Below are 18565 nucleotides of genomic sequence, written 5' to 3' on the forward strand. Positions count from 1 at the left end.
TGTGCTAGGATGCGGATGGCCCCTGTTTTGGGCCGTCCATTTTGCGACTGATTTGAAGATTTTTGGCCATGCAACGCATTTTGAGATCCCCGCTTCTGCATTTCTTCGTCATCGCGGGGGCGATCTTTGGCATCTACGCGCTGCTCGATGACACTCCCGAAGCGCCGCCGCCGGACGCGATCACCCTCAGCGTCGCGGAGGCGCAGAACATGCGCGAGCGCTTTGCGGCTGTCTGGAACCGCCAGCCCACGCCGGCGGAGATGGACGGTCTGCTCAGCAACTGGGCGCGCGAGGAAGCGATGGTGCGCGAGGCGCTGCGCCTCGGGCTCGACAGCGGCGATGCGGCGATCCGCCAGCGGCTGGCGCAGAAGATGGAATTCATTGGCGAGTCGGGGGCGGCGGTGCTGGAGCCGGACGAGGCGGCGCTGGCGGCATTTGTCGAGACCCACCGCGAGCGCTTTGCGCTGCCCGCGCGCTATGCCTTCGAGCAAGTGCTGCTGGACGAGCAGGACCCCGGCGAGATCGAGGCGCTGCGCGTGAAGCTGCAGGAGGGCGCGGATCCGATGCTGATCGGGCGCGGCGCCATGCTGCCTCCGGCGCTGCCGCTGACCGGCGCGCCCGCCATCGACCGCAGCTTTGGCAGCGGCTTTCACAGCGCGCTGGCGGAACTGCCAAAGGGGCAATGGCAGGGGCCGGTGCAGAGCGCCTATGGGCTGCATCTCATCCGCATCACCGACAGCGCCGCGCCGGAACTGCCGCCGCTGGAGGCGATCCGCGACCGGGTCGAGGCGGAATGGCGCGCGGCCAAGGCCAAGGAGATGGGCGCGGCCTTCTCGGAGGCGCTGATGGAGCGCTATGAGATCACGCTGCCCTCCAGCGAAGAGGTTCTGGCGCAATGATCCGGCTGCTTTGCGTGCTGCTTTTGTGTCTGAGCGTGCTGCCGGGACGCGGAGCGGCGCATGCGCTCGATCCGGGCTATCTGGAACTGACGGCGCTGCGCGAAGGGCAGTGGCGGGTCAGCTGGCGGATGCCCGACGTCAGCGGCAAACCCATGGCGATCAGCCCGGTGCTGCCCGAGGGCTGCACCGCTTCGGAGCCGCCGCCGCCAAGCTTTGACGGGCGCGGCTGGGTGAGCGGCTGGATCGCCACCTGCCCGCAGGGGCTTGCCGGGGGCACAATCGCCATCGACGGGCTGGAGCGCACCCGCACCGAGACGCTGGTGCGCTACGAGCTTGCGCCGGGGAAGATGCAGACCCAGCGGCTGACCAATGGCGCGCCCGCCTTCACCGTGCCGGCGGATCTGGACAGTTTGGGGGTGTTCACCAGCTACGTCGGGCTTGGGGTGACGCATATCCTCGAAGGGGTGGACCATCTGCTCTTCGTCTTCGCGCTGCTTCTGCTGATCCGCGGGCGCGGGCGGCTGCTGTGGGCGATCACCGCCTTTACCGCCGCGCATAGCATCACGCTGGCCGCCGCCACGCTGGGCTGGCTGACCCTGCCGCCACCGCCTGTCGAGGCGGTGATCGCCCTGTCGATCGTCTTTCTGGGCTATGAGCTGACCTTGCCGCCCGAGGCGCGCGACCAGCTGGCGCAGCGGTTCCCATGGGTGATTTCCTTTGCCTTCGGGCTGATCCACGGGCTCGGCTTCGCCGGGGCGCTGCGCGAGATCGGCCTGCCGCAGGATGACATCCCGCTGGCGCTGCTGTCGTTCAACATCGGGGTCGAGGCGGGGCAGATCCTGTTTATCTGCGGCGTGCTGATCCTTGGCCTGCTGGTGCACCGTCTGTTTCCGCTGCTGGAGCGCGGGCAGGCGCGGCTTATCCGCGTGGCGGGCTACGGCATCGGCAGCCTTGCCGCCTTTTGGGTGATCGAGCGGGTGGCGGCCTTTTGAGACGTCGCGGCGTTCGAGGTGCTGCGCGGCGCGGTGTCGAGTGATCCGGGCGCTGCCCGCAGCGCCTAGCCGCGCCCGATATAGGGCATCGCCGTCGCCATCAGCGTGACGAACTGGATGTTCGCCTCGGGCGGCAGGCTGGCCATATGGTGCACGGCGCGCGCGACCTCGCCCGCGTCGAACATGGGCTCCACCGCGATGGAGCCATCCGCCTGCGGAACGCCCTTCTGCTGCCCGGCGGACATTTCGGTCAGCGCATTGCCGATGTCGATCTGACCGCAGGCGATGCCATAAGGGCGGCCATCTAGGGAAAGCGCGCGGGTCATCCCGGTGACCGCATGTTTCGAGGCGGTATAGGCGATCGAGCCGGGGCGCGGGACATGCGCCGAGACCGAGCCGTTGTTGATGATCCGCCCGCCTTGCGGATCCTGCGCGCGCATCCGGGCAAAGGCGGCGCGGGCGCAGAGAAACATTCCGGTGATGTTCACATCGGTGACCCGGCGCCAGTCTTCGAGCGAGACCTCATCCACCGGCACCGATTTCAGCCCCTGACCGGCGTTGTTGAACAGCACGTCGATCCGGCCCCAATGCGCCAGCGCCCGATCGAAAGCGGCCTCGACCGAGGCCTCGTCGGTGACATCGCAAGGCAGGGGCAGCGCGCTGGGCGCATCCTGCGCCATCTCGGTCAGCAGGCTTTCGCGGCGGCCAATGAGGCCCACACGCCAGCCCTTTGCGAGAAAGTGCCGCGCGGTCTGGCGACCGATGCCCGAGGACGCGCCGGTGATGATGATCGTGCCTTGCGCCATCACGCGACCTCCAGCGCGCCCGCGTTAAGGCGCATGGCGGCCTCGTTCAGCGCCTCCAGCACCGAAGCCGCGACCGGCACGCCCTCGGCCAGCGCCCGCGCGCGTTTGGCGGCGGCGGAATCTCCGGGGACGCGCACCGCGCCCGTCGCGCCCGCTGCGGGCGGATTGCTGCGGCAGGCCCCGGCCAGATGGTCGGATTGGTCGAGAAACGGGTCGAGCCCGGCGAAGGCTTCGGGGTCCATCACCTGCAGGAAGACGCTTTGCGCCAGCGGTCCCGGCGCGTCGGTGTTGGCGCGGCCCTTGCCCGAGAGGCCTTGGGTCAGCAACTCTTCCGATAGCGCGAGCCCATAGCCCTTGTGCCCTTTGAGCGCGCCGCCGAGCGGCAGCAGTGAGCCGCCATGCTCTGTCACCTCTCGCGGATCGTCGGTGGGCGTGCCGTCGGCGGTCTGCGCCCAAGGCTCGGGGAAGCGGCCACCGCTGCGCGCCAAGGTCTGCGTCATCGTGGTGGTGGTGATCGAGCAGGAGACATCCACCACGATCGGCGTGCCGCGCGTGGGAAAGCCATAGGCGATGGGGTTGGGGGTCAGCAGCGGGCGGGTGCCGCCATAGGGGGCCATGCGGTTGGCCGCCGGATTGGAACAGCTGAGCCGGGCGATGAAGCCGCGTTCGGTGACCGGGCGCATGAAGGCCGCGAGCGCGCAGGTGTGATGCGAGGAGCGGATCGCGGCGGTGACGACTCCATGCGTGGTGACCCGGTCGCAGGCCCGCTCCAGCGCCCGGGTCACCAGCCATGCGCCGGGCAGCAGACGTCCGTCCCATACGAAACAGGCGCCGCGGTCCGACACAACCTCAGGGGCGCCGCTACCGGACATCTCGCCCGAAGATAGCGCCTTGAGATACATTGGGATCAGCGAGACACCATGGGTGTCATGGCCGATCATATCGCCTTCGAGCAACACGCTCGCGGTGGTCTGAGCCTTGTCGGCCTCCATCCCTGCCGCAGCCAGAATATCGGTCGCGAAAGCCTGAAGACGGTCGTGAGGGATCAGGGGCATGATGGTCCTTCCAAAAGTCGGTTGGGGCGCGCCCTGCGGCGGGCGCGGGTGCGGCTGTCAGCCCCGGGCCTCGAGCCGGTTGTGGCGGATCGAGGACCAGAGGGCGAGGCCGATCAGCACCGCGCCGATGAGGCCGGTGAGCAGTTCGGGCACATGCAGCAGCGACTGCGTGTACATGATGACCGACAGCACGAGGATCGAGTAAAAGGCGCCGTGTTCGAGGTAGCGGAACTCGGCCAGCGTGCCTTTCTCGACCAGCATGATGGTCATCCCCCGCACGTAGAACGCGCCGATGCCAAGTCCGATGGCGATGAGGAAGAGGTTCTGCGTCAGCGCGAAGGCCCCGATCACCCCGTCGAAGCTGAACGAAGCGTCCAGCACCTCGAGATACATGAACGCCCCGAAGCCGCCGCCCGCCGCGAGGTTGCGGGTGTCCTCGGCGCGGTCGAGCACCTGTCCCAGCAGGTCGACGCCGACGAAGGTGACCATGCCGCAGACCGCCGCGAAGAGGAAATCCGCGCTTTTGCCCTGCGGCAGCGCCGCAGAGAAGGCCAGCGCCAGCATGAGCACCGCGGCGATCTCGAGCCCACGGATGGAGCCGCAGGCGCGCAGGCGGGTCTCGAGCGCGCGCACCCAGTCGATCTCTTTCTCCTGATCGATGAAGTAGCTCAGCGCCACCAGCATCAGGAAGGTGCCGCCGAAGGCCGCGATCGAGATGTGCGCCTCATGCATGACATGGGCGTATTGCTCGGGCTCGGCGGCGGCGAGCTTCAGCGCCGACCACGGGTCGATGCGGGCCGCGACCGATACCACCGCCAGCGGAAAGACGATGCGCATCCCGAAGACGGCGATCAGAATGCCCCACGTCAGGAAGCGCTGCCGCCAGATCGGGGTCATGTCCTTGAGCTTGTTGGCATTGACGATGGCGTTGTCGAAGCTGAGCGAGATCTCCAGCACCGCCAGCACCGCGCCGACGGCGAGAAAGGTGACCGCGCCCGAAAGCGTGCCGGTGGTGGCCTGCCCCAGCCAGAACGACAGGGCCAGACCGGCCGCTGTGAAGGTCAGCGGCCAGCGGAAGTAGCTGAGCGTCGGTTTCATAGGCTTACCGCGGTTTCTGGCAGATCGAAGACAGGGGTGAACAGGGGCTTGCCCGCAAAGAAGGCGGCGAGATTGTCGACCACGGTCTGTGCCATGGCGTCGCGGGTCTCGACCGTGCCGCTGGCGTGATGCGGATAGAGCGTCACATTGGGCAGTTGCGTCAGCGCCGGGTTGGGATTGGGCTCGTTGAGATAGACGTCAAGCGCGGCGCTGCCGAGCTTGCCGGTGGAGAGCGCCTCGATCAGCGCGGGCTCATCCACCACGCTGCCGCGCGCCACGTTGATGAAGCTGCCCGTGGGGCCAAGCGCTTCGAGCACCGGCTTGTTGAACATGCCCTGTGTGGCAGCACCGCCGGGCACGATGGCGACGAGGATGTCGGCCCATTCCGCCAGCGCCTGCACATCGGGGAAATAGCTCCACGGCAGATCGCGGGCGCTGCGGGCGGTATAGCCGATCTCCAGTCCCAGCGGCTCGAACCGCCGCGCGATGGCCTGACCGATGGTGCCGATCCCGGCGATGCCCACCCGCTTGCCGCTCATCGAAGAGAGCAGCGGGTACATGCCTTTGCGGCCCCAGTCGCCCGAGCGCACATACTCATGCGCCGCCACCAGCTGCCGCCGGGTCGCCAGCGTCAGCAGCAGCGCCATATCCGCCACGTCGTCGCAGAGCGCGACCGAACTGTTGGTCAGCCAGATGCCGCGCTCCTGCAGCGCGTCCACGTCGATGGGTTCGAACCCGGCGGAAGAGCAGCAGACGATCTTCAGATTGGGCAGATGGTCGAGATGCGCGCGGGTCAGCGCAGCGTGGCCGTTGGTGACGATGGCCTCGCAGCGCGGGCCATATTCGGCAAGGAAGGCCTGTTTGTCGTCTGCCTCGTCGTAGCGATGCAGGGTGTAGCTTTCTTCGAGCTGCGCCATGGCCTTGGGCCGGGCGGGGTAGACCACCAGAACATCACGTTTCTTCATGCCATTTCCTCCTGCGCGCGGTGCCTCGCGGCGCGACGGTCAGCCTGTATCTCGGGATCGGGATGCAGGCTCGCGGCCATGAGGTTGCGGGTATAATCCTGTTGTGGGGCTTCAAAAATCTGCGCCACCGGTCCTTGTTCGACGATGCGCCCGCCCTGCATCACCACGACGCGGTGGGCAAAGTCGCGCACTAGCGGCAGATCGTGGGCGATAAAGAGATAGGACAGGCCGAAGTCCTGCTGCAGCTGCTCCAGCAGGTGGATCACCTGCGCCTGGATCGACACATCGAGCGCCGAGACGGCCTCGTCGCAGATGATCAGCTTCGGCTCCAGCGCCAAGGCGCGGGCGATGGCGATGCGCTGCCACTGGCCGCCCGAGAACTGGTGCGGGTAGCGGTCCATATGCGAGGCGTTGAGCCCGACATGCTCGAGCAGTTCGCGCACCCGGTCGCGCCATTGCGGCTTGGGCAGAATGCCGGGGTGGATGACAAAGGCCTCGGCGATGATCTGAAAGACCGACATGCGCGGGTTGAGCGACTGGGTCGGATCCTGAAAGATCATCTGCACCTCGCGGCGGATGTCGAACAGCTCGCGCGGGGGCATGGTGAGCAGGTCGCGCCCCTGATAGAGCGCCTCGCCGCCGGTGGCCTCTTCGAGGCGCAGCAGCGTCTTGGCCAGCGTCGATTTGCCCGAGCCGCTTTCGCCGACGATGGCCACGGTCTCGCCCGGCAGAACCGTCAGGCTGGCATCTTCGAGCGCGACGAAGGCGCCGTAATGCTTGGACACATGATTGACCTCGAGGATCGGCTTGATCCCCGTGGCGAGCGGCGCTGCCATCTCCCCGGTGCCGGGGACGGCGGCGATCAGCTTCTTGGTGTAGGGGTGGACCGGGTTGCGGTAGACTTGCGCGGCGCTGCCGCTCTCGACGATCTCGCCAGCATTCATCACCACCACGCGGTCGGCCACCTCTGCGACAACGCCAAGGTCGTGAGTGATCAGCAGCATCCCCATGCCGGTTTCGCGCTGCAGATCCTCAAGCAGCGCGAGGATCTGCGCCTGCACCGTCACGTCGAGCGCCGTGGTCGGCTCGTCGGCGATCAGGATGTCGGGCTTCACCGCAAGCGCCATGGCGATCATCAGGCGCTGGCGCTGCCCGCCCGAGAACTGATGCGGGTAGGCGTCGATCTTTTCCTCGGCGCTCGGGATGCCGACGCGCTTCATCAGATCAAGCGTGGTGCGGCGCGCCTCATCCTTGGAGATGCCGTGGGTGGTCATCGCCTCGGCGATCTGGAAGCCAACGGTGTAGACCGGGTTCAGATGGCTCAGCGGGTCCTGAAAGATCATCGCGATGCGGCGCCCGTTGATCTCGCGCCGCTGCTCCTGCGTCATGGCAAAGAGGCTCTCGCCGTTGAACAGGATCTCGCCCGAGACGATCTCGCCGGGGGGGATGTCGATCAGGTCCATGATGGCCGAGGCCGAGACCGATTTGCCCGAGCCGGACTCGCCGAGGATGGCAAGCGTCTCGCCCTTGTCGAGGTGCCAGCTGACGTTGCGCACCGCGTGGACCGTGCCGCCTGCCGTGTGGAAGTCGACCGACAGGTTGCGGACTTCGAGAAGATGTTCGGTCATTGCTTCTTCCTTGCGATTTCGAGCCGCCAGCGCTGCACCGGGTCAAGCGCGGTGCGCATCCAGTTCGAGAGCAGGTTGAGGGACAGGGTGGTGAGGATGATCACGAGGCCGGGCCAGAAGCTGAGCCACCATGCGGAGGTCAGGTAGGGGCGGCCTTGGCTGACCATCAGGCCCCATGTGATCTCGGGCGGCTGGATGCCGATGCCGAGGAAGCTGAGCGAGCTTTCCACCAGCACCACCAGCGCGAAGTCGAGCGTGGCGATGGTGACCAGCGTCGGCAGGATCACCGGCAGGATGTGGCGAAACACGATCCGCGGGGTCGAGGCGCCCATGACGGTGGCCGCCTGCACGAACATCCGGCCGCGGACCTCCAGCACCTCGGCGCGCGCGGTGCGCAGGTAGACAGGGATGCGGGTGATGGTCAGCACGACGATCAGGTTCCCGACCGAAGGCGGCAGCATGTAGAGCACGATCACCGCCAGCAGCAGCGAGGGGAAGGCCATGATCACATCGGCCAGTCGCATGATGATCTGCGAGGTCACCTTGCGCGAGTAGCCGGCGATCATCCCCAGCGTGGTGCCGATGGTCAGCGAGCAGATCACCGCGCCGGTGGCGACGAAGAGCGTGTTCTGCGCGGCGACGATGATGCGCGCCAGCAGCGGGCGGCCAAGGGCGTCGCCGCCCAGCCAGTAGACCCATGCCTTCGAGATATCGAACGGCGGGGCGTTGCGTCCGCGCAGGTTCTGCTTGGTGGCGATGTCTTCGAGGAACATCGGGCCGAACAGCGCGCAGAGCACCATGACGATCAGGAAGAGGGCCGAGAAGAAGGCGAACTTGTCCCGCCAGAGCATCCTCACCATCGTCAGTGCGGGGTGGGTGGGCTTTGTCATTTTCGGAGTGTCGGTTTCTGCAAGGGCCATGGGTCAGTACCGGATCCGGGGATCGAGCACCGCATAGAGGATGTCGATCAGCAGGTTCAGAAGGAAGATGGCGAAGGCGGTGACCATGATCGCGGCGAGGATCACGTTGAAGTCGCGCTGCAGGATCGAGTCGATCATCAGCTTGCCGATGCCCGGAAAGCCGAAGATGGTCTCGACCACCACCGCGCCGTTGAGGATCGCCGTGGTCTGATCGCCAATCACCGTGATGACCGGCAGCAATGCGTTGCGCAGCGCGTGCACGAAGATGATCGGCCGGTTGCGCACGCCTTTGGCGCGAGCGGTTTTCACGTAGGGGGCATGCAGCGCGGTGATCATCGCGCCGCGCACCACCTGCAGGATCAGGCCGAAGGGGCGGATGAACAGCACCGCCACGGGCAGCACCCAGTGCCACGGCGTGCCGGTGCCGGAGGTCGGCAGCCAGCCCAGACCCACCGAGAAGATCACGATGGCGACGATGGCAACCCAGAAGTCCGGCGCGCTGGCACCGATGAGCGAGAAGAACGTGGCGATCCGGTCGAAGATGCCGCCGACGTGGAAGGCGGCCAGCGAGCCCAGCACGATGGCGCTGACGGTGACCAGAGACATGGTGATCACGGCCAGTTGCAGCGTCCAGCCAAAGCCGCGCAGCACGGCCTCGAGCGCCGGTTCCGAGCGGCGGATGGAGTCGCCGAAGTCGAAGCGCAGCAGATCGCCCATGTAGTGGAAGAACTGGATGAGCAGGGGATCGTTCAGCCCGTTGATCTCGCGGAACCGCTCACGGCTCTCCAGCGATGCGTCGACGGGAAGGTAAAGGTCGGTGGGGTCTCCGGTCAGGCGTGACAGGAAGAAGACCAGGATGATCAGGCCGACCAGCGAGATGGCACTGGCGACGGCGCGTTTGCCAAGGAAGGATTGCATGTCTGCCTCGATTGTCCGGTGGCGTCAGGGCCGTGCCGGGGGCGGGCGCGCCGCCCCCGGCACGGAGGCCTTACTTGAAGCTGATCTGCGAGAGCTGCAGTTCAGAGTTCGTGCGGATCGACGGGGTGAAGTCGAGGCGCTCGTTCACGCGGCTCATGCCCACCATGTGCCACAGGAACACATCCGCCACGAGATCGTCGTGGATATAGGCAAAGACCTCTTCCCACAGCGCCTCGCGCTCGTCGCCCGCTGCGGTGGTCGCCTTGGTGATCATCTCGTCCAGCTTCGGATCCGCGGTGCCCGACTGCACGCCGTCAGAGGCGTATTTGTTGAACATCGAGAAGACGGGATCGCCATTGGCGTTGTCGTGCATCGCCTCGACCATGGTCGGGCCGAGGTCCTCGGGGAAGGGCTTGGAGTAGTATTTGTTCCACTCGGCCACTTCGACCATCTGCAGTTTGACGTTGAGGCCGACGTCCTGCCACATCGAGGTCAGCGCCTCCATCGTCTCCACCACGTTGGCGAAATTCTCGAGACGGCCGATCACGGTGATCTCTGCCCCCACGTCGACGCCGTCGCTCTGTGCCGCTTCCAGCAGGCCCTTGGCCTTGTCGGGATCGAACGGGTAGGGGGTGAGATCGTGGTTGTAGCCGATGGTCGAGGGCGGGGTCATGCCGGTCGCCAGCAGCGTGCCATCAGCGAGGATCGTGCCGACAAAGGCTTCTTTGTCGACCGCGTAGTTCAGCGCCTGCCGCACCCGCACGTCATCCAGCGGGGCCGCCGAAAGGTCGAGCCGCATGTAGACGGTTTCCGAGTTCGGATAGGCATAGTCGGTGCTCTTGTCGGTGGCATCCTGCAGCGCGATATTCGGCGCGATGTCCGCTTCGCCCGCCGCGACCATTGCGGCCCGCACGGCGCTTTCGGAGCGGAAGAGATAGGTGGCGGATTTCACCTCGGGCGCGTCGCCCCAGTAATCGTCGCGCGCCGAGAGTTTGATGTGCTGGCCGCGGGCATATTCGTCGAACGTATAGGGACCAGTGCCCACCGGCGTGTCGGTGAAGGCGTCGGGGTTGGTCTCGGACGGCAGCACCGCCAGCGTCGACATCAGCAGCGGCAGGATCGGCTGCGCCGGATCGCTGGTGATCTCGATGGTGTGCTCGTCGACGATATTGGTGCTGAGCGCCATGCCGCCGTAGTATTTCGCACCGGTCTCGCAGACGAATTTGTCGGAGAGGTTGCGCTCGAGCGAGAATTTGACGTCCTCGGCGTCAAAGCTCGTGCCGTCCGAGAAGCTCACCCCGTCGCGCAGTTTGAAGCGCCACGTGCCGTTGCCCATGTCCTCCCATTCGGTGGCCAGACGCGGCTGCAGACCCTCGCCCGGCACCAGTTCGGTCAGCGTCTCCGAGACGTTCTGAAGCAGCACGCGGCCGACGTTCGACTGCGTGGCCATGCACGGCTCGACGGTGTTGAGTTCCTCCGACAGAACGACGGTGACGTCCTGCGCAAATGCCTGCCCGGCGATTGTGGATGCGAGCAGGGCCGCGACAAGGCGGCCGGTCCGATAGGTCATGGTTCTCCTCCCAAATTACCATGTCTGTCCGGTGATCTGCACCGGCTGAAACTGTCCCGCGCTCGCCCAATGGAGAGAGAGCAGGTGAAAGAACCATACGCCTGAGGTTGCGATTGTATATTCCATAGTTGGATTGAAATGATACAATACTTGAATTGATTGCAGGCGCGGCATTTCGGGGAGGACTGTCTATGGCTCAGGCATCATACGATTTTTTCCAGCTTCGGTTTTTCATCGCCGTTGCGGAGGAGCTGAACTTTCGCCGCGCCGCGGCGCGCCTCAACATGACGCAGCCGCCCTTGTCGCGGCAGATCAAGCTGCTTGAGGATCGAATCGGACTGACACTCTTTGACCGGTCGAACCGGTCGGTGCGGCTGACGCCTGCCGGGGTGAGTTTCCTCAAGAGCGCGACCGACCTGATGCAGCGCGCGGAATATGCGGTGCTGACCGCCCGGCAAGCCGAACGCGGCGATGTCGGCAATGTAGTGATGGGCTTTGTGCCCTCGGCCAGCCTGCATTTCGTGCCGCAGATCGCCTGCGCCCTGAAGCGGGTGATGCCGGGGGTGAAATTCGAGCCGATCGAGATGATGAGCTATGAGATCGCCGAGGGCCTGCAGTCGGGCAAGCTCGATCTCGGGCTCACCCGCTCGACGGCACATGGTCAGGAGATCGAGAACATCCTTCTGGTGCGCGAGCCCTTCATGCTGGCGTTGCCGCAGGATCACCCGCTTTGCGAGAAGCGGGATCTCAGCGTGCGCGACCTCAAGGGGGTGGATTTTGTCGGCTATTCCTCGGAGCGGGGCGGCTTTCTGAAAGACATTCACCGGGCGCTTTTCGCCACCGTCGGGGTGACGCCCGAGACGGTGCAGGAGGTGAGCCAGACCCAGACCATCGTGTCGCTGGTGAACGCGGGGCTCGGCGTGGGGCTGGTGCCGCAATCGGCCATGGCGATGCGGATGGAGAATGTGGTCTTCCGCGCGATTGATGCGCCCAAGGAGTTCAACTCGACGCTCTATCTCAATATCGCGCCGAACCGGGGCACGCCGCTCAACGAGAAGGTGCGCGCCACGATCCTCTCGGCGCTGCAATCCGAGGCCGCCGCGCGGCAGGGCGCGGCCTAGGGCGCCCCGCCGATACGCCTTGCGCTATGGGCCATGACCAGCGTGGCGACGAAGATGGCGATGCCGCCCGCCCATGTGGTGCCGGTCACCACCTGCCCAAAGAACAGATAGCCCAAGGCGGCCACGAAGGGCAGGCGCAGGAAGTCGAAGGGCACGATCAGCGAGGCATCGGCCAGCGCAAAGGCCCGCGTCGCCAGCGTCATGGCCGCGGCGCCAAGCGCGCCCTGCAGCGCCAGCAGCAGCCATTGCGACAGCGTCGGCGTCTGCCAGACCAGCAGCGCCGGGATCGCCGCCAGCGGCACCGTGGCGATGAGGTTCCACGCCACCAGCGTCTCGGTCCGGTCGCGTGCCACCATGCCCTTGAGGATGAGCTGGATCACCGCCACCAGCAGCGCGCCGATCAGCGCGTAGCCCAGCCCGAGGGGGATGTCCCCCGCGTCCGGGCGCAGCACGATCAGCACGCCGGCAAAACCCAGCGTCACGGCAAGGATGCGCACCGGGCGCGGGCGCTCGCCCAGAAAGACCCACGCCCCCAGCGTGACGAAAATCGGCGAGGCGAAGGCGATGGCCGTCACATCCGCCAGCGGCGCCGCGGCAAAGGCGAAGAAGAAGGCGATCACCGAGGCCAGCTTCAGCGCCGCCCGCAAAACGTGGCGCAGCCGGTACTCGGTCTGCAGGATGCCCGGTCGTGACAGCAGCCACGGCAGCACCACCAGCAGGCCAAAGAGCGCGCGGGTGAAGCCCATGACGAAAGGGTGCACCTCGCCCGCCAATTGCCGCACCAGAACGGAATCGACCGCGCCGCACGCCGAAGCGAGCAACATGAGCAAAATGCCCACCAGCGGCTGGTTCTGCCGCGAAAACCTTGTCCAGCTAGTTGTCATCCGTCCCGCCGCGCCGCTGTTGTGGCGCGTCCTCCCTCCGGAGCGGGACCGTCATCCAGAGCGGGCGGGGTTGTCAAGCCGTGCCGGGGGCGCGCTGGGTCAGTGTGCCCCCGGTTTGGACCGGCTCCGGCTCAGCGCGGCGCTTGAGAGGCCGTCAGGCAGCCTTCCATTTGATCGAGCAGCCCATTGAGGGGATCTGATCGAGCGGGCCGCTGCCAAATTCGGCGACCTGTTTCATCGCCTCGAAGAGATCGCGGCGGGTGCCTTCGGGGGCGGCCTCCTTGCGCGACGCGTCGAGCCTGCCGCGGTATTGCAGGCCAAGGGCCGCATCGAAACCGAAGAAATCCGGCGTGCAGGCGGCGTCATAGGCGCGGGCGACCTGCTGGCTCTCGTCATAGAGGTAGGGGAAGGGAAAGGCCTTGTCCTGCGCCAGCTTTTTCATGTTCTCGAAACTGTCCGCCGGGTAGCTCGCAGCGTCATTGGCGCTGATCGCAACGGTGTGGATGCCATGCTCACGCAATTCGGTCGCGTCGAGAATGATCCGGTCGATCACCGCCAAAACATAGGGACAGTGGTTGCAGATGAACATAATCAGCGTGCCCTTGGGGCCGCGAAGCTCTTCGAGGCTGTAGGTCTTGCCGTCGGTGGCGGGCAGGGAAAAGCCCGGCGCGGGCCAGCCGAAATCGCAGACAGGGGGAGAGACGGGCATGGAAGACTCCTCTGGTCAGGCCGCCGAGCGCGCCCCGGTCGCGGCTGTCGCGGCGGCGCGGATCGCCCGGATGTTCTCTCCATATGGGGCGGGGTCCGAGACCGATCCACCTCGGAACACCGCCGAGCCTGCCACAAGCACATCGGCTCCCGCCTTCGTGACCAGCGGGGCGGTCTCCGGATCGACACCGCCGTCGATCTGGATGTGGATCTCGCGATCACCGATCATCTCGCGCAGCTTGGCGATCTGCGCCAGCTGAGAGTGGATGAATTTCTGGCCGCCGAAGCCGGGGTTGACGGTCATCAGGCAGATGAGATCGCACAGATCCAGCAGCGGCGCGGCGGCTTCGACCGGGGTGCCGGGGTTGAGCGCGAGCCCCGCCTTGGCGCCGGTGGCGCGGATCGCCTGAAGGGTGCGGTGGCTGTGCGGCCCGGCCTCCAGATGGGCGGTGATCACATCCGCGCCAGCCTCGGCGAAGGCCTCGATGTAGGGATCGACCGGGGCGATCATCAGATGCACGTCCATCACCGTCGAGATATGCGGGCGGATCGCCTTCACCAGCGGCGGGCCAAACGTGAGGTTCGGCACGAAGTGCCCGTCCATCACATCCACATGGATCCAGTCGGCGCCCTGCGCTTCGACGGCGCGGATCTCCTGCCCGAAGTTGGCGAAATCGGCGGAGAGGATGGAGGGGGCGATTTTCACGCTGCGGTCGAAGGGCATGGTCGGGCTCCTTGGGGTGAGCGGGGGAGGGGGCGCTGCCCCCACCCGCCTGCGGCGGGCCCCCCGGGATATTTCGGTCTAGACGAAGCGGCTATTCGGCGGCCTGCGGCACGCGGCGATCCACGTCGAGGCCGCCGCGGAAGACCCGCGAGGCGCGCAGATCGGCCTCGGTGATGGTCGAAAGCGCTTCGGCGCCGAGCGGGCCCTTTGCCTCGTTGAACAGCCGGTTGGCCTGTCGCAGCCGGGCGCGGTCGAGCGCGTTGCGGATCGAGCGGGCATTGGCGAAATGCGGCTGGCCGCGGCGGGCGGTGATATAGTCGGCCATGGCGGCGCGCGCCGCATCGTCGAACGCGTAGTTCTGCGCGCCCAGCATGGTCTGCGAGATCTGCAGAAGCTCGTCGTCGCTGTAGTCGGGAAACTCGATGTGATGGGCGATGCGCGAGCGAAAGCCGGGGTTGCTTTCGAAGAAGCGGTCCATGCGATCGGCGTAGCCGGCGAGGATCACCACCAGATCGTCGCGGTTGTTCTCCATCACCTGCAGCAGGATCTCGATCGCCTCCTGCCCGTAGTCGCGCTCGTTCTCGGGGCGGTAGAGGTAATAGGCCTCGTCGATGAAGAGCACGCCGCCCATGGCCTTTTTCAGCACCTCCTTGGTCTTGGGGGCGGTGTGGCCGATGTATTGGCCGACGAGATCGTCGCGGGTGACGGTGACGAGATGGCCTTTGCGCACGTAGCCCAAGCGGTGCAGCAGGTCGGCCATCTTCAGCGCCACGGTGGTCTTGCCGGTGCCGGGGTTGCCGGTGAAGGACATGTGCAGGGTCGGCGTTTCCGTGGCGAGCCCCATCTGCCGGCGCGCCTTGTCGACCAGCAGCAGCGCGGCGGTTTCGCGGATGCGGGCCTTGACCGGGGCGAGGCCGATCATCGTCTCGTCAAGCTCGGCCAGCACCTCGCGCACGCCGCTGCCCTCGAAGGCGGCGGCGAGATCGACGGTGGTGGGGCGCTCGGGGTGTTCTGCGGGGGCTGGTTCGGTGTCAGTCTGCGGGGTCTCGGTCATTTCGGGCTCCGAACTCGGGGGGCTGGGGTGGGGCGTCCTGCTTGGACTGGAAGAGGACGCCCCGCTGCCCGCGCCCAAGGAGGTTCGGGCGCGGGAAGGGCTCGGGTGTAGAAAGGGCCTAGGCGTAGCGGCGGCCTTCGGGCTCGCGCACGGCGTAGCTTTCGATCGTGTAGCGGATGCTGCGGCCCTCGCCCTCTCGCCGGACGACGCGGAAGCCGGGCTCTTCGGCGGGACGGCCCGCGATGAAGCTCATGCGGATCGACTCCCATCCTGCGGAACTGTCGAAGGCGATGACGCGGATGTATTTCCCGCCATGTTCCTTGCGGCATTCATTGACCTCGAAGACCACGGCGGCGGCGTCGGGATTGTCGAACATCGGGTGGCCCCACATCTCCCAGTACGTGTTTCTTGGGTGCGGATCGTCGGTGTATTCGACCGATACGGCCCAGCCGTTGTCGATGGCGTATTGGGCCTGCGCGTGGATGTCGTCATCCGTCAGGTCGGGCAGGAAGCTGAACTGGCCTTGTCTCAGTTTCATCGGGGGTCTCCTTTGGCGATCTGGCTCTGCCGGGACGGCAGCGTGGCGGGATGAGGGGCCGAGGGCGCATGCGCCAGCGGCAGGGGCGGCGCCGCGCCCGGGGCGAGGGGCAGGTGGCTCATGCCGAGACCTCGGGGGTGGGCGCGAAGTCGGGCGCGTCGGTGGAGGCGTAGTTGAAGCTGACGTCCTTCCACGTATCGAGTGCCTGCTTGAGCGGGGTGCAACTGCGCGCGGCGTCGCGCAGGATGTCCGGCCCCTCGTTCCAGATGTCGCGTCCGGCGTTGCGGGCAAAGACCATCGCCTCGAGCGCCACGCGGTTCGCCGTCGCCCCGGCCTCGATGCCATGCGGGTGGCCGATGGTGCCGCCGCCGAACTGCAGCACCACGTCCTCGCCAAGATAGGTCAGCAACTGGTGCATCTGCCCGGCGTGGATGCCGCCCGAGGCAACGGGCATCATCTTGTTGAGCGAGGCCCAGTCCTGATCGAAGAAGATGCCATTCTCGAGCGCCATCGGGTTCCGCTCTTCGCGGAAGATGTCGTAGTACCCTTTGGTGGTGGCCGGATCGCCCTCGAGCTTGCCGACCACGGTGCCCGCGTGCAGGTGATCGACCCCGGCAAGGCGCATCCATTTGGCGATGACGCGGAACGACACGCCGTGGCTGCGCTGGCGGGTGTAGGTCGAATGCCCGGCGCGGTGCAGGTGCAGGATCATATCGTTGTCGCGCGCCCATTTCGCCATGGACTGGATCGCGGTGTAGCCGATCACCAGATCGATCATGATGATCACCGAGCCGAGCGACTTGGCGAACTCGGCGCGGGCGTACATCTCTTCCATCGTGCCGGCGGTAACGTTGAGATAGGTGCCTTTCACCTCGCCGGTGGCGGCAGAGGCGCGGGCCACCGCTTCCATGCAGTAGAGGAAGCGGTCGCGCCAATGCATGAAGGGCTGGGAGTTGATGTTCTCGTCGTCCTTGGTGAAGTCGAGCCCGCCCTTCAGCGCCTCATAGACCACACGGCCATAGTTGCGGCCCGAGAGGCCGAGCTTGGGCTTCACCGTGGCGCCCAGCAGCGGGCGGCCATAGGCGTTGAGCCGCTCGCGCTCGACCACGATGCCGGTGGCGGGGCCCTGAAAGGTCTTCACATAGGCGACCGGCAGGCGCATGTCCTCGAGCCGCAGCGCCTTGAGGGGCTTGAAGCCAAACACGTTGCCGATGATCGAGGCGGTGAGATTGGCGATGCTGCCCGGCTCGAAGAGATCGAGGTCATAGGCAATATAGGCAAAGAACTCGCCTTCGGAATTGGGCACCGGATCGACGCGGTAGGCCTTGGCGCGGTATTTCTCGCAGTTGGTGAGCCGGTCGGTCCAGACCACGGTCCAAGTGGCGGTGGAGCTTTCGCCAGCCACGGCGGCGGCGGCTTCGACCGGGTCCACGCCGTCTTGGGGCGTGATCCGGAAGAGCGCGATGATGTCGGTGTCGGCGGGGGTGTAGTCCGGCTCCCAATAGCCCATCTGGGCGTATTTCATCACGCCAGCGGAGTAGCGCTTCTTGGCGTCGGTGACTGTGGACATGTCGTTCATGGGGTGGTCCTCCTCCTCAGGATGTCTCAGGCCGCGCGGTCGGCGGCGATGCGGGGGGCGAGCGCGCCGCTGGCGTAGCGGCGGGCCATGTCGTCGAGGCTGATCGGGGTGATCTTTCCGGCCTGACCGGCGGTGCCGAAGCGCTCGAAACGGTCGGTGCAGAGCGCTTCCAGTTCCTTCATCGCGGGGATCATGAACTTGCGCGGGTCGAACTCCTCGGGCTTGTCCATCGCCACCTTGCGGAACTGGCCGGTCATCGCCATGCGGCAGTCGGTGTCGATGTTGACCTTGCGCACGCCCATGCGGATGCCGCGCTCGATCTCCTCCACCGGCACGCCGTAGGTCTGCGGCATGTGCCCGCCGCTTGCGTTGATCAGGTCCTGCAGATGCTGCGGCACCGAGCTGGAGCCATGCATCACAAGATGCGTGTCGGGCAGCTTTTCGTGGATCGCGGCGATGGTCTTCATCGACAGGATGTCGCCGTCGGGGGCGCGGGTGAACTTATAGGCGCCATGGCTGGTGCCGCAGGCGATGGCGAGCGCGTCGCATTGGGTGGCGAGCACGAAGTCCACCGCCTGATCAGGATCGGTGAGCAGCTGCGAGTGGTCGAGCTTGCCTTCCGCGCCCGAGCCATCCTCGGCCGCCGCCTCGCCGGTTTCCAGCGAGCCCAGCACGCCCAGCTCTCCTTCGACGCTGGCGCCGACGGCATGGGCGGCGCGGGTGACCCGCGCGGTGATCTCGACATTGTAGTCGTAAGACGCGGGGGTCTTCATATCCTCTTCGAGGGAGCCGTCCATCATCACCGAGGTGAAGCCGTGGCGGATCGCCGAGAGGCAGGTGGCGTCGTTGTTGCCGTGGTCCTGATGCAGCACGATCGGATTGCGCGGGTACATTTCCGCCAGCGCCTCGACCATGTGGCGCAGCATGATATCGCCAGCGTAGCTGCGCGCGCCGCGGCTGGCCTGCAGGATCACCGGCGCGTCGCAAGCCTCGGCGGCGCGCAGGATCGCCAGACCCTGCTCCATGTTGTTGATGTTGAAGGCGGGCACGCCGTAGCCCTGTTCGGCGGCGTGATCCAGAAGCTGTCTCAGGGTGATAAGTGGCAT

The 18565-nt window shown here is 66.3% G+C and carries 18 protein-coding genes; 3 read left to right on the forward strand and 15 right to left on the reverse strand.

The features are described 5' to 3' along the window. Positions 1-68 precede the first annotated feature (68 nt). Entirely contained in the window at positions 69-899 is an 831-nt protein-coding gene (locus G0A00_RS16185) for a peptidyl-prolyl cis-trans isomerase (RefSeq protein WP_164183173.1), read from the forward strand. Beyond that, positions 896-1891 carry a HupE/UreJ family protein gene (locus G0A00_RS16190; protein ID WP_164183171.1) on the forward strand — a complete coding sequence of 332 codons (996 nt, stop codon included), beginning with the start codon at positions 896-898 and terminating at the stop codon, positions 1889-1891. The genes G0A00_RS16185 and G0A00_RS16190 overlap by 4 nt, the downstream gene beginning before the upstream one ends. Positions 1892-1956: 65 nt before the next feature. Here G0A00_RS16190 and G0A00_RS16195 read toward each other — a convergent pair whose 3' ends face one another. The 8 genes from G0A00_RS16195 to G0A00_RS16230 all read right to left on the reverse strand — a co-directional run bounded on the left by G0A00_RS16195 (position 1957) and on the right by G0A00_RS16230 (position 10851). Continuing rightward, positions 1957-2697: an SDR family oxidoreductase gene (locus tag G0A00_RS16195; protein ID WP_164183168.1), complete on the reverse strand. Its 741-nt coding sequence runs from the start codon at positions 2695-2697 to the stop codon at positions 1957-1959. Further along, positions 2697-3752 (reverse strand): Ldh family oxidoreductase, encoded by a 1056-nt coding sequence (locus tag G0A00_RS16200; protein ID WP_164183166.1) that lies wholly within the window; start codon positions 3750-3752, stop codon positions 2697-2699. The genes G0A00_RS16195 and G0A00_RS16200 overlap by 1 nt, the downstream gene beginning before the upstream one ends. Before the next feature lie 57 nt (positions 3753-3809). Further along, positions 3810-4850, reverse strand: a complete 1041-nt coding sequence (locus tag G0A00_RS16205) for a DUF475 domain-containing protein (RefSeq protein ID WP_066109329.1) — start codon at positions 4848-4850, stop codon at positions 3810-3812. Continuing rightward, positions 4847-5815, reverse strand: coding sequence for a 2-hydroxyacid dehydrogenase (locus G0A00_RS16210; RefSeq protein ID WP_164183164.1), 969 nt, complete (start codon positions 5813-5815; stop codon positions 4847-4849). The genes G0A00_RS16205 and G0A00_RS16210 overlap by 4 nt, the downstream gene beginning before the upstream one ends. Beyond that, entirely contained in the window at positions 5812-7443 is a 1632-nt protein-coding gene (locus G0A00_RS16215; protein ID WP_164183162.1) for an ABC transporter ATP-binding protein, read from the reverse strand. Before G0A00_RS16215 ends, G0A00_RS16210 begins: the two co-directional genes overlap by 4 nt. Further along, positions 7440-8333 carry an ABC transporter permease gene (locus tag G0A00_RS16220; protein ID WP_203595408.1) on the reverse strand — a complete coding sequence of 298 codons (894 nt, stop codon included), beginning with the start codon at positions 8331-8333 and terminating at the stop codon, positions 7440-7442. Before G0A00_RS16220 ends, G0A00_RS16215 begins: the two co-directional genes overlap by 4 nt. Positions 8334-8366: 33 nt before the next feature. Next, positions 8367-9281, reverse strand: a complete 915-nt coding sequence (locus tag G0A00_RS16225) for an ABC transporter permease (protein WP_164183158.1) — start codon at positions 9279-9281, stop codon at positions 8367-8369. Positions 9282-9351: 70 nt separating this feature from the next. Further along, positions 9352-10851 carry an ABC transporter substrate-binding protein gene (locus tag G0A00_RS16230; RefSeq protein WP_164183156.1) on the reverse strand — a complete coding sequence of 500 codons (1500 nt, stop codon included), beginning with the start codon at positions 10849-10851 and terminating at the stop codon, positions 9352-9354. Between the two features lie 191 nt (positions 10852-11042). Here G0A00_RS16230 and G0A00_RS16235 point away from each other — a divergent pair, with 191 nt between their 5' ends. Beyond that, a complete protein-coding gene (locus G0A00_RS16235; RefSeq protein ID WP_164183154.1) occupies positions 11043-11972 on the forward strand; it encodes a LysR substrate-binding domain-containing protein in 930 nt (309 codons plus the stop codon). Here G0A00_RS16235 and G0A00_RS16240 read toward each other — a convergent pair. The 7 genes from G0A00_RS16240 to fba form a co-directional block, all read right to left on the reverse strand. Then, complete coding sequence (locus tag G0A00_RS16240; RefSeq protein WP_235953157.1) at positions 11969-12856, reverse strand: DMT family transporter; 888 nt, start codon at positions 12854-12856, stop codon at positions 11969-11971. The two genes, G0A00_RS16235 and G0A00_RS16240, sit on opposite strands and share 4 nt — an antisense overlap. 154 nt (positions 12857-13010) lie before the next feature. After that, positions 13011-13565 carry a thioredoxin family protein gene (locus G0A00_RS16245; protein WP_164183152.1) on the reverse strand — a complete coding sequence of 185 codons (555 nt, stop codon included), beginning with the start codon at positions 13563-13565 and terminating at the stop codon, positions 13011-13013. Between the two features lie 15 nt (positions 13566-13580). Next, the gene (rpe, locus tag G0A00_RS16250; protein WP_164183150.1) at positions 13581-14288 is read right to left on the reverse strand and encodes a ribulose-phosphate 3-epimerase; all 708 of its coding nucleotides are present in this window, start codon (positions 14286-14288) and stop codon (positions 13581-13583) included. Between the two features lie 91 nt (positions 14289-14379). Further along, entirely contained in the window at positions 14380-15342 is a 963-nt protein-coding gene (gene cbbX / locus G0A00_RS16255; protein ID WP_164183148.1) for a CbbX protein, read from the reverse strand. Between the two features lie 118 nt (positions 15343-15460). Next, complete coding sequence (locus G0A00_RS16260) at positions 15461-15880, reverse strand: ribulose bisphosphate carboxylase small subunit (RefSeq protein WP_164183147.1); 420 nt, start codon at positions 15878-15880, stop codon at positions 15461-15463. Positions 15881-15998: 118 nt separating this feature from the next. After that, a complete protein-coding gene (locus G0A00_RS16265) occupies positions 15999-17459 on the reverse strand; it encodes a form I ribulose bisphosphate carboxylase large subunit (RefSeq protein WP_066109366.1) in 1461 nt (486 codons plus the stop codon). A gap of 26 nt (positions 17460-17485) precedes the next feature. Beyond that, complete coding sequence (gene fba, locus G0A00_RS16270; protein ID WP_164183146.1) at positions 17486-18565, reverse strand: class II fructose-bisphosphate aldolase; 1080 nt, start codon at positions 18563-18565, stop codon at positions 17486-17488.

Source organism: Salipiger sp. PrR002 (assembly GCF_010500775.1).
Classification (GTDB): Bacteria; Pseudomonadota; Alphaproteobacteria; order Rhodobacterales; family Rhodobacteraceae; genus Salipiger.

Bases quoted from the DNA above. Each gene is read 5' to 3' on its own strand.
- G0A00_RS16185 (WP_164183173.1), top strand. From the start codon at position 69: ATGCAACGCATTTTGAGATCCCCGCTTCTGCATTTCTTCGTCATCGCG.
- G0A00_RS16190 (WP_164183171.1), top strand. From the start codon at position 896: ATGATCCGGCTGCTTTGCGTGCTGCTTTTGTGTCTGAGCGTGCTGCCG.
- G0A00_RS16195 (WP_164183168.1), bottom strand. From the start codon at position 2,697: ATGGCGCAAGGCACGATCATCATCACCGGCGCGTCCTCGGGCATCGGT.
- G0A00_RS16200 (WP_164183166.1), bottom strand. From the start codon at position 3,752: ATGCCCCTGATCCCTCACGACCGTCTTCAGGCTTTCGCGACCGATATT.
- G0A00_RS16205 (WP_066109329.1), bottom strand. From the start codon at position 4,850: ATGAAACCGACGCTCAGCTACTTCCGCTGGCCGCTGACCTTCACAGCG.
- G0A00_RS16210 (WP_164183164.1), bottom strand. From the start codon at position 5,815: ATGAAGAAACGTGATGTTCTGGTGGTCTACCCCGCCCGGCCCAAGGCC.
- G0A00_RS16215 (WP_164183162.1), bottom strand. From the start codon at position 7,443: ATGACCGAACATCTTCTCGAAGTCCGCAACCTGTCGGTCGACTTCCAC.
- G0A00_RS16220 (WP_203595408.1), bottom strand. From the start codon at position 8,333: ATGACAAAGCCCACCCACCCCGCACTGACGATGGTGAGGATGCTCTGG.
- G0A00_RS16225 (WP_164183158.1), bottom strand. From the start codon at position 9,281: ATGCAATCCTTCCTTGGCAAACGCGCCGTCGCCAGTGCCATCTCGCTG.
- G0A00_RS16230 (WP_164183156.1), bottom strand. From the start codon at position 10,851: ATGACCTATCGGACCGGCCGCCTTGTCGCGGCCCTGCTCGCATCCACA.
- G0A00_RS16235 (WP_164183154.1), top strand. From the start codon at position 11,043: ATGGCTCAGGCATCATACGATTTTTTCCAGCTTCGGTTTTTCATCGCC.
- G0A00_RS16240 (WP_235953157.1), bottom strand. From the start codon at position 12,856: ATGACAACTAGCTGGACAAGGTTTTCGCGGCAGAACCAGCCGCTGGTG.
- G0A00_RS16245 (WP_164183152.1), bottom strand. From the start codon at position 13,565: ATGCCCGTCTCTCCCCCTGTCTGCGATTTCGGCTGGCCCGCGCCGGGC.
- rpe (WP_164183150.1), bottom strand. From the start codon at position 14,288: ATGCCCTTCGACCGCAGCGTGAAAATCGCCCCCTCCATCCTCTCCGCC.
- cbbX (WP_164183148.1), bottom strand. From the start codon at position 15,342: ATGACCGAGACCCCGCAGACTGACACCGAACCAGCCCCCGCAGAACAC.
- G0A00_RS16260 (WP_164183147.1), bottom strand. From the start codon at position 15,880: ATGAAACTGAGACAAGGCCAGTTCAGCTTCCTGCCCGACCTGACGGAT.
- G0A00_RS16265 (WP_066109366.1), bottom strand. From the start codon at position 17,459: ATGAACGACATGTCCACAGTCACCGACGCCAAGAAGCGCTACTCCGCT.
- fba (WP_164183146.1), bottom strand. From the start codon at position 18,565: ATGCCACTTATCACCCTGAGACAGCTTCTGGATCACGCCGCCGAACAG.